Consider the following 9,603-nt stretch of genomic DNA (forward strand, 5'->3'; position numbering starts at 1 on the left):
GCTCACTCCGAGTCCCCTTCCAGGTCGCCTTCGAGCTCCAGATACGTCGCGCGCAGTTGGTCCAGGGTGTCCTGGTCCGGCTCCGCCCACAGCTTGCGCTCCGCCGCCTCCAGCAACCGCTCGGTGATGCCGCGCAGCGCCCAGGGGTTGGACTTGCGCATGAACTCCTGGTTGGTGGGGTCGAAGACGTACTCGGAGGCGAGCTTCTCGTACATCCAGTCGTCGACCACGCCCGCCGTGGCGTCGTAGCCGAAGAGGTAGTCGACGGTCGCGGCCATCTCGAACGCGCCCTTGTAGCCGTGGCGGCGCATGGCCGCCATCCAGCGCGGGTTGACCACGCGGGCGCGGAAGACCCGGTGTGTCTCCTCGCCCAGCGTGCGGGTCTTGACCTGGCTGGGCGTCGCGCTGTCGCCGACGTAGGCGGCGGGCGACTCGCCGGTCAGGTGCCGGACCATGGCCACCATGCCGCCGTGGTACTGGAAGTAGTCGTCGGCGTCGACCAGGTCGTGCTCGCGCGTGTCGACGTTCTTCGCGGCCACCGAGATGCGGCGGAACGCCTGCTCCATGTCCCCGCGCGCCGCCCGGCCGTCCAGGCCCCGCCCGTAGGCGTAGCCGCCCCAGACGGCGTAGACCTCCGCCAGGTCGGCGTCGGAGCGCCAGTTGCGGGCGTCGATCAGCGGCAGCAGGCCCGCGCCGTACGCGCCGGGCTTGGAGCCGAAGATGCGGGCTGTGGCGCGGCGGCGGTCGCCGTGCTCGACCGTGTCCTCGTCGACGTGGGCCCGCACGTAGTTGGCGTCGGCCGGCTCGTCCAGCTCGGCCACGGCCCGCACCGCGTCGTCCAGCAGGGCGACGACGTGCGGGAAGGCGTCGCGGAAGAAGCCGGAGATGCGGACGGTCACGTCGATGCGCGGCCGGCCGAGCTCGGCGAGCGGCACGACCTCGAAGCCGGTGACCCGGCGCGAGGCGTCGTCCCAGACCGGACGGCAGCCGAGCAGCGCCAGGATCTCGGCGATGTCGTCGCCCTGGGTGCGCATGCAGGACGTGCCCCAGACGGTCAGGCCGACGGACTTGGGGTAGGCACCGGTGTCCTGGAGGTAGCGGGCGACGAGCGAGTCGGCGAGGGCCTGCCCGACCTCCCAACTCAGGCGCGAAGGGATGGCCTTGGGGTCCACCGAGTAGAAGTTCCGGCCCGTCGGCAGCACGTTGACCAGCCCGCGCGTCGGCGAGCCGGACGGCCCGGCCGGGACGTAGCCGCCGCGCAGCGCCCGCAGGATGTGGTCCAACTCGTCCGTGGTGCGGGCCAGTCGCGGCACGACCTCCTCGGCGGCGAACTCCAGCACGGCGACGGCGGTGTCCAGCGGCCCGCCGAGCACCTCCAGCACCAGGCCGGGCGCGGCCTCGACGGCCCACCCGCGCGCCTCCATGCCCTCGGCGAGGCGTCGGCACAGCTGCTCCAGCAGGTCCAGCGCGTCCGCGCCGGTCCGCGCGGGGCCGTCCACCAGCGCGCGCAGCGCCTCGGAGACGGTCACGACCGCGCCCGGCTCGGCGATCAACTCCTTCTCCACCAGGCCGAAGTGGGACGCCAGCGCGGCCCGCAGACCGGGCAGCGCGTCGGCGCGCCCGCCCCAGATCTGCGCCGAACGCAGCACCGCCAGCACCAGGTTGACCCGCGCCTCGTCCACCGGGCCGCCGCCCAGGATGTGCAGGCCGTCGCGGATCTGCACGTCCTTGATCTCGCACAGGTAGCCGTCGATGTGCATGACGAACTCGTCGAACGCGTCGTCGTCCGGCTGCTCGGCGACGTGCAGGTCGTGGTGGAGCTCGGCGGCCTTGACGATCGTCCAGATCTGCGCCCGCACGGCCGGGGCCTTGGCCGGGTCCAGGTCGCTGACGAGCGCGTACTCGTCCAGCAGCTGCTCCAGCTTGGCCAGGTCGCCGTAGGTGTCGGCGCGGGCCATCGGCGGCACCAGGTGGTCGACGATGGTGGCGTGGCCGCGGCGCTTGGCCTGGGTGCCCTCGCCCGGGTCGTTGACGATGAAGGGGTAGATCAGCGGCAGCTCGCCCAGCACCGCGTCCGGCGCGCAGCCGCGGGACAGCCCGAGGCCCTTGCCCGGCAGCCACTCCATGGTGCCGTGCTTGCCGAGGTGAACCACCGCGTCCGCGCCGAAGGAGTTCTCCAGCCACCGGTAGGCGGCCAGGTAGTGGTGCGACGGCGGCAGGTCGGGGTCGTGGTAGATCGCGATCGGGTTCTCGCCGAAGCCGCGCGGCGGCTGGATCATCAGCACGACGTTGCCGAAGGCGAGCGAGGCGAGCACGATCTCGTCGCCGTCGACGTAGAGCTGGCCCGGTGCCTCGCCCCAGTGCTCCCGCACGCCCTCGCGCAGTTCCTCGTCCAGCGCGTCGAACCACTGCTGGTAGTCCTTGAGCGGGACGCGCGCGGGCGCGGCCCGTAGCTGCTCCTCCGTCAGCCACTCGACGTCGTGGCCGCCGGCCGCGATCAGCGAGTGGATCAGCTCGTCACCGTCGGCCGGGTAGCCGTCGACGGTGTAGCCGGCGCCGCGCAGGGCGTCGAGCAGCCGCACGGCCGAGGCCGGGGTGTCCAGGCCGACGGCGTTGCCGACACGGGAGTGCTTGGTCGGGTAGGCGGTGAAGACGATCGCGAGCTTCTTCTCGGCGTTCGGCTTGTGGCGCAGCGCGGCGTGCCGCAGCGCGATGCCGGCCACGCGGGAGGCGCGCTCCTCGTCGGCGACGTAGACGGGGATGCCGTCGGCGCCGGTCTCCTTGAACGAGAACGGCACCGAGATCAGGCGGCCGTCGAACTCGGGGATGGCGACCTGCATGGCCGCGTCCATCGGCGACAGCGCCGCGTCGGACGCGTCCCAGACGGCGCGGGAGGAGGTCAGGCAGAGGCCCTGGATGACGGGGATGTCCAGCTCGGCGAGCTGCCCGATGTCCCAACTCTCCTCGCCGTCGCCGCCCGCCGACGCGCCCGCCCGTCGCCCGCCAGCACCCTTGTCCGAGGCGCTTCGCGCCGCACTTCCTGGGGCCACCGTGCCACCCGCCGCCAGCACCGTCGCGACCAGCGCGTCGCACTTGCCGACCAGCTCGAACAGCCCCGCGTCGGCGCCGCGCAGCGAACCGCAGTAGATCGGCAGGGCGTTGCCGCCGCGGGCCTCGATCGCGGCGGTGAGGGTGTCCACGAACGCGGTGTTCCCGGAAAGCTCGTGGGCGCGGTAGAAGAGCACCCCCACCGTCGGACGGCCGTCCCGCGGTTCAGCGTCCCCCCGAACGCCGTACTGCGGCATGGCCTGAGGCGGGGCGAAGCCCTCGCCGGTGAGCAGGACCGTATCGGAGAGGAACCGGGCCAGTTCGGCCAGGTTGGCCTGACCGCCCTCGACGAGGTAGCGCAGCGCCTCGGCGACGACACCGGCCGGGGCCGAGGACATGCCCATCAGCTCGGCGTCCGGCACCGCCTCGCCGCCGAGCAGCACGGTCGGCAGGCCGGAGGCGGCGATCGCCGCCAGCCCGTCGTCCCAGGCTCGGCGGCCGCCGAGCAGGCGGACGACGACCACGTCCGCGTCGGCGAGCAGCGCGGGGAGTTCGGCGGCCACGTCGGTCCTGGTCGGGTTGCCGATCAGGTAGCGCGCGCCGGAGGCGCGGGCCGCGAGCAGATCGGTGTCGGCGGTCGACAGCAGCAGGACGGTGGTCCCGCTCTCCGATGCACCCCGCTGGTCCGCGGCGTCCTGGGTCTCAGCCACCCGGTCAACTCCCTTTTTCACAGTGCTCGTTGATGTGGAATCGCGGCTCGCGCCGGTCGTCGTGCCGTCGTTCGCGCCGCTGCTCATGTCGGCGCCCCCGGCGGCACGAAGGGCAGGCCGGTCGGCGTGCCGCCCTCGATCAGCCGCCACAGCGCGTCGGTGTCGGCGTGCTCGGCGATCAGGTCGCCGAGCCGGTCCAGCCGCTCCTCGCGGGCGGCGGCGAAGCAGGTGTCCGGAGCGGGGACGAAGGCCCGCCCGGCGGCCTCGGCGACCTCGCGCAGGAAGGCGCGGCGGAACCCGTCGTTCTCCAGCGCGCCGTGCCAGGTGGTGCCCCAGACGGAGCCCGCGCGGCAGCCGTCCAGCCACGGCTCGCCGCCCTCGACGGCGGCGACGCCGTGGTGGATCTCGTAGCCGTGCACCACCTCGCCGTAACCTTCGCCGACCGGCCGGGCCAGTGTCTTCTCCCGCGCGAACGCGATGCGCACGGGCAGCAGTCCGAGCCCGTCCACCTGGCCCTGCTTGGACTCGAAGCGGTCGTCGATCGTCCGCGCCAGCATCTGGTAGCCGCCGCAGACGCCGAGCACGGGCAGGCCGCGCGCGGCCCGTTCGGCGACGGCCCGGTCCAGGCCCTGGTCGCGCAGCCAGGCGAGGTCGGTGACGGTGGCGCGGGTGCCGGGCAGGACGACCAGGTCGGCGTCGGCCAGCTCCTCGGGCCGGGTCGCCCAGCGCACCAGCACGCCCGGCTCCTGCGCGAGCGCGTCGACGTCGGTGAAGTTCGACAGGCGCGGCAGGCGGACGACGGAGACGCGCAGTACGTCCTCGCCGACCGCCGGGCCGGAGGCGTCGCGCGCCATGACGCCCGCCAGGTCGAGCGAGTCCTCCGCGTCCAGCCACAGGCCCGACAACATCGGTAGCACGCCCAGTGCCGGACGGTGCGTCACCTGGCGCAGCATGTCCAGGCCGGGCTGGAGCAGCCGCGCGTCGCCGCGGAACTTGTTCACCAGCCAGCCCGCGATGTGCGCCTGGTCCTCGGCGGAGAGCAGCGCGAGCGTGCCGAACATGGAGGCGAAGACGCCGCCGCGGTCGATGTCGCCGACCACCACGACCGGCAGGGCGGCGGCGACGGCGAGGCCCATGTTGGCGATGTCGCCGCTGCGCAGGTTGATCTCGGCGGGGGAGCCGGCGCCCTCGCAGATCACCACGTCGTGCCGGCTGCGCAGGTCGGCCAGGCAGTCCAGGGCGATCCGCAGCAGCGCGGGCTTGCGGTCGCGGTAGTCCAGCGCGCCGACCTCGGCGACGGGCTTGCCCAGCACGACGACCTGGCTGCGCCCGTCGCCCCCGGGCTTGAGCAGCACCGGGTTCATCGCCGCCTCCGGCTCGACCCCGGCGGCGGCGGCCTGCATCGCCTGGGCCCGGCCGATCTCGGCGCCGTCGAGGGTGACGAAGGAGTTCAGCGACATGTTCTGCGCCTTGAAGGGCGCGACCTTGACGCCCTGCCGTCTCAGCCAGCGGCAGATGCCCGCCGTGACGACGCTCTTGCCCGCGTCCGAGGTGGTCCCGGCGACCAGCAGCGCCCCGCTCACGTCGCAGCCCCCTTCAGCAGGGCCACCGTCACGGTGGCCGCCAGCGCCAGCGCGCCGACCCGGCGCGACAGCCGGCAGGCCCGCTCCACGTCCGCGACCGCGACCGGCCGCAGCCCGGCCCCGAGGACCGGCCGGTGTTCCGTTCTGTCCCCGTACTGAAGCGTGCCCCCGAGGCGGACACCCAACGCGCCCGCGAACGCCGCCTCGGCGTGCCCGGCGTTAGGGCTCGGATGTGACGCGGCGTCACGTCGCCACACCCGCCACGTCCGGCCCCGGTCCTCGCTCGCGGCGACGGTGAGCAGCCCGGTCAGGCGCGCCCCGGGCCATCCCGCGACGTCGTCCAGGCGCGCGGAGGCCCACCCGAAGCGGATCAGCCGCGGCGAGCGGTGACCGACCATCGCGTCCAGGGTGTTGACGGCCCGAAAGGCGAGCAGGCCTGGGGCGCCCGCGACGGCGCCCCAGGCGAGCGCGTTGACGACGGCGTCGGCGGTGTTCTCGGCGACGGACTCGACGACGGCGCGCGCGAGCTGCTGCTCGTCGAGGGCGCTCGGGTCGCGCCCGCACAGGTGCGGCAGGCGCTCGCGCGCCGCCTCGACGTCCCCGCGCTCCAGCGCGCCGGCGATGGCGCGCGCCTCGCGAGTGAGCGACGCGCCGCCCAGGACGGTCCACGTCGCGGCCGCGGCGAGGGCCGCCTGCGCGGCGGGGGAGCTTCGCGTCACGCGCTGCGCCAGCAGCGCGGCGGCCGTGACCCCGCCGACGGCGGCGAGGGTGAAGGCGGCTCCCGCGCCGCGGTGGTCGCGGTAGAGGCGCTGCTCCAGCGCCCCCGCGAATCGGCCGAAGCCCGCTACGGGGTGACCACGTCGGGGGTCGCCGAACACGGCGTCGGCGGCATAACCCGCAACTGCCCCGAAAGCGAACGCGTAAGCGCTGCGCGCGCGACTGCGCACCGGTGCGTGTCCTCACTCAGGGTCCGCGCCCTGGATCGACGATCCGAAGGCGAGAGTCTCCTGGCTTCCGGATCGACGCACCGGCGGGCCTTCCAACAGCGTCGCGCTGCCGTGGCCGTCGTTCGCAGGTGCTCCCCGGTGACAGTGGCGGGACCGCGCCGGATTCGCACCGGCTTCCTCTCCTTGCCTCCGATTGGCGTAAAGATCCCACCATGGCGTCGGAGGCAGCGTCAACCGGCCCCGCCGGTGTCAGAGGTCACTGTCAGGAGCGCGGCTTGTTGAGCAGTTCCACGGCCTTCTGCAGGGCCTGATCGGCCGGACTCGCGGGCGGACGGAGGACATGATCCTCGAACCAGGAGAGACCGAGGATGAGGAAGAGTCCCAGCGGGGCGACAAGCAGGCACAAGATGACAGACATGGGCACCCCAAGGTGTCGAATGCTGCTGCGGCCTGGACGGACCCCGATCCGTCCTCACACCAGCGTCCGACAAACAGAACATTTCTGCACCTTGGGGAACCGGCGGCGTCAGTGCCGCCCTGAGATCACGTCCGCCACCCTGGCCACCGGGGAGGTGTGGGCGCGCCCGTCGCGCTCCTGACGGTCGGCGAAGTGGTAGGCCGCGTACATACCGTGGACACCCATCCAGCGCAACGGCTCCGGCTCCCACTTGCGAACCTTGTGGTCCACCCACGGCAGGGCCGTCAGCTCGGTGTGCTCGCCCAGCACCAGGTCACGGAGCGTGCGCGCGGCGAGGTTCGTCGTGGTGACGCCGCTGCCGACGTAGCCGCCGGCCCAGCCGAGGCCCGTCGCGGGGTCGGCGGCCACGGTCGAGCACCAGTCGCGCGGCACGCCCAGCACGCCGGACCAGGCCTGTTCGACGGCGACGCCCTCCGCCGCGGGGAAGAAGCGGGTCAGGATCTCGGTCAGCTGCTCGACGGTCTTCGGCTGGGTCGAGCCGTCGTTGTCCGTGCGCGATCCGAAGCGGTAGGGGACGCCGCGGCCGCCGAGGGCGATCCGGTCGTCCGCGGTCCGCTGCGCGTACATGTACGCGTGGGCGAAGTCGCCCAGCGTCTCGCGGCCGTCCCAGCCGACGGAGTCCCAGAACGAGGCCGGGAGCGGCGCGGTGACGATCATGGAGGAGTTCATCGGCAGCCAGGACCGCTTCTCGCCCTGCAGGTTGGCCGTGAAGCCCTCCGTGCAACGCAGCACGAACTTCGCGGAGACGGTGCCGCGTCCGGTGACCGCGCGGGCGGGAGCCGCGCCGCGGGCCGGGTGGATCTCGGTGACGGTGGTCTGCTCGTAGATCCTGACGCCGAGGCGCTCGACCGCCTCGGCGAGGCCGCGGACCAGCTTGGCGGGCTGGATCCGGGCGCCGTGCGGGGTCCAACTCGCCCCGAGGAGGCCGGAGACGGCGATCCGCTCGGACGCCTCCGCCGCCGTCAGGCGTTGCACCTCCGTCTCGCCGAAGGCGTGCTCGCCGGCGACGAACGCGTCGAGGCGCTCGACCTGCGCGGGGGTGAGCGCGACCTCCAGGACGCCGCCCTTGGTCTGGTCCGCCTTGATGCCCTCCGCGTCGCAGACCCGCAGCACCTCGTCCACGGAGGCGTTCATCGCGTGCTGCATGGCGACGGCGCGCGGCTTGCCGTAGCGCCTGGCGAACACCGACCGCCCGGCGAAGCCGTTGTAGAGCCAGCCGCCGTTGCGCCCGGAGGCGCCGTAGCCGCAGAAGCGCTGCTCCAGGACGGCGACCCGGAGCGCGGGATCGGCCTGCTTGAGGTAGTAGGCCGTCCACAGGCCGGTGTAGCCGCCGCCGACGACGGCGACGTCGACCTCGGTGGACCCGTCCAGCGCGGGGCGTGGCTCGGGGAGGCCGATGGCGGAGTACCAGAAGGAGACACCGCCGTTGACGGTGGTGGACGTGGCCACTTCAGACCTGCTTCCGTCTGCGTCTTGGCTGAGCTGTCTTGTTCCTGCCCAGGCCGGCTCGCCTGCTCAGGCTCCGGCACGCTATCCGGGCCTGCGAGCTGCGGCAATGCACAGAGTGTCAAGGTCCGGGCGGCTTCTTCGGACAAACCGTCGACTGGACGTGAGCTGGTTCCCAGCGCCCCGTTAGGCCGTGTCCCGGTGGCGGGCGGCGGTCCGGGGTACTGGGATGGAGAGGACATCCGAGCGAGCGTCCATCGGGAGGGCGACATGCGTTGGGGCAAGGCAGCCGTCGTGGTCACCGCCTCCGCCGTCGGCGCGGGTGTGGTGGCGCTCGTGGCGGGACGAGTGGTCTCGGAGATCTCGGTGCGGGCCGGCGGCGCGGCGCCCGCCTCGGCGGGGGGCTTGCGCGTGCACGCGGTCGCTCCCGGCCGGGTGGAGCTGACCCGCGCTCCGGAGACGGAGCGCCCCGGCGTCTGGGCGCTGGAGTGGGGCGCCGACGGACATGTGGTCCTCGGCGACGTGATCGCCACGACGGCCCAGACCGTCGTCCGCGCCGTCCGTCCCGGCGGCACAGCCCTGCCGGAGCCCGGCGAGAAGGTGGCGCTGACGCCGTGGGTGCTGCGCGGGGACCCGCACTCGGCCCTGGGGCTGGATTTCTCCGACACCGGCGTCGCCACCGAGCTGGGCGCGATGCCCGCGTGGTACCTCCCCGGCCTGCGCGACCCCTGGGTGATCGCCATCCACGGCATGGGCGCGGACCGCGCCCAGGTGCTGCCGCTGCTGCCGATCTTCGAGGAGTTCAAGCTGCCGGTGCTGAGCGTCAGCTACCGCAACGACCCGGGCGCGCCGCCGTCCCCGGACGGCATCGGCCACTTCGGGGAGACGGAGTGGCGCGACGTCGAGGCGGCGATCCGCCTGGCCGTGGACTCGGGCGCGAGCCGGGTCCTGCTGTACGGCTGGGGCCTGGGCGCGACCATGGCCATGCACGCCGCGGAGCGCTCCGCCTGGCGGGAGTCCGTGCGCGGCCTCGTCCTCGACTCCCCGGTCCTGGACTTCCGGACCTCCGTCCGCCGACGGGCCACGCGCCTGGGCGTCCCGCAGCCGCTCGCCGAGCTCGGCACGCTGGCCGCGGAGGGCCGCGCGGACGTCGACACCGCGGGCTTCGACCACCTCGCCTCCGGCGACGGCCTCCACGTCCCGGCCCTGGTCCTGCACAGCCCCGACGACACCATCGCCCCGATCGAACCCGTCCGCCGCCTCGCCCGCCGCCGCGACGACCTCGTCCTCTTCCGCGAGTTCCCCGGCACGGAGCACGAGGCGTTGTGGAACGCCGACCCGCACGGCTACGAGGACGTCCTGCGACGCTTCGTCACCCCGCTGCTCTAGCG

At 73.6% G+C, this 9,603-nt stretch carries 6 protein-coding genes and 1 riboswitch; of the genes, 1 reads left to right on the forward strand and 5 read right to left on the reverse strand.

From position 1 onward, the window contains the following. Positions 1 to 2: 2 nt before the first annotated feature. From cobN to TR48_RS01385, 5 genes are all read right to left on the reverse strand, one after another. Positions 3 to 3,692 (reverse strand): cobaltochelatase subunit CobN, encoded by a 3,690-nt coding sequence (gene cobN / locus TR48_RS01370; protein WP_236651960.1) that lies wholly within the window; start codon positions 3,690 to 3,692, stop codon positions 3 to 5. Positions 3,693 to 3,841: 149 nt separating this feature from the next. Further along, positions 3,842 to 5,341 (reverse strand): cobyric acid synthase, encoded by a 1,500-nt coding sequence (locus TR48_RS01375; RefSeq protein WP_042363866.1) that lies wholly within the window; start codon positions 5,339 to 5,341, stop codon positions 3,842 to 3,844. Then, the gene (locus TR48_RS01380; RefSeq protein ID WP_042363867.1) at positions 5,338 to 6,288 is read right to left on the reverse strand and encodes a cobalamin biosynthesis protein; all 951 of its coding nucleotides are present in this window, start codon (positions 6,286 to 6,288) and stop codon (positions 5,338 to 5,340) included. The genes TR48_RS01375 and TR48_RS01380 overlap by 4 nt, the downstream gene beginning before the upstream one ends. Before the next feature lie 31 nt (positions 6,289 to 6,319). Next, a riboswitch (cobalamin riboswitch) is annotated at positions 6,320 to 6,494 on the reverse strand. Between the two features lie 56 nt (positions 6,495 to 6,550). Continuing rightward, a complete protein-coding gene (locus tag TR48_RS42855; RefSeq protein WP_160311070.1) occupies positions 6,551 to 6,706 on the reverse strand; it encodes a hypothetical protein in 156 nt (51 codons plus the stop codon). A 108-nt stretch (positions 6,707 to 6,814) separates the two neighbouring features. Next, positions 6,815 to 8,215 (reverse strand): NAD(P)/FAD-dependent oxidoreductase, encoded by a 1,401-nt coding sequence (locus tag TR48_RS01385; RefSeq protein WP_042363868.1) that lies wholly within the window; start codon positions 8,213 to 8,215, stop codon positions 6,815 to 6,817. Between the two features lie 267 nt (positions 8,216 to 8,482). On the opposite strand from TR48_RS01385, the gene TR48_RS01390 reads away from it, so the two are divergent. Then, entirely contained in the window at positions 8,483 to 9,601 is a 1,119-nt protein-coding gene (locus TR48_RS01390) for an alpha/beta hydrolase family protein (RefSeq protein ID WP_042363869.1), read from the forward strand. The last annotated feature ends 2 nt before the right edge of the window (positions 9,602 to 9,603 follow it).

It is taken from the genome of Streptacidiphilus neutrinimicus, from assembly GCF_000787815.1.
Lineage (GTDB): Bacteria > Actinomycetota > Actinomycetes > Streptomycetales > Streptomycetaceae > Streptacidiphilus > Streptacidiphilus neutrinimicus.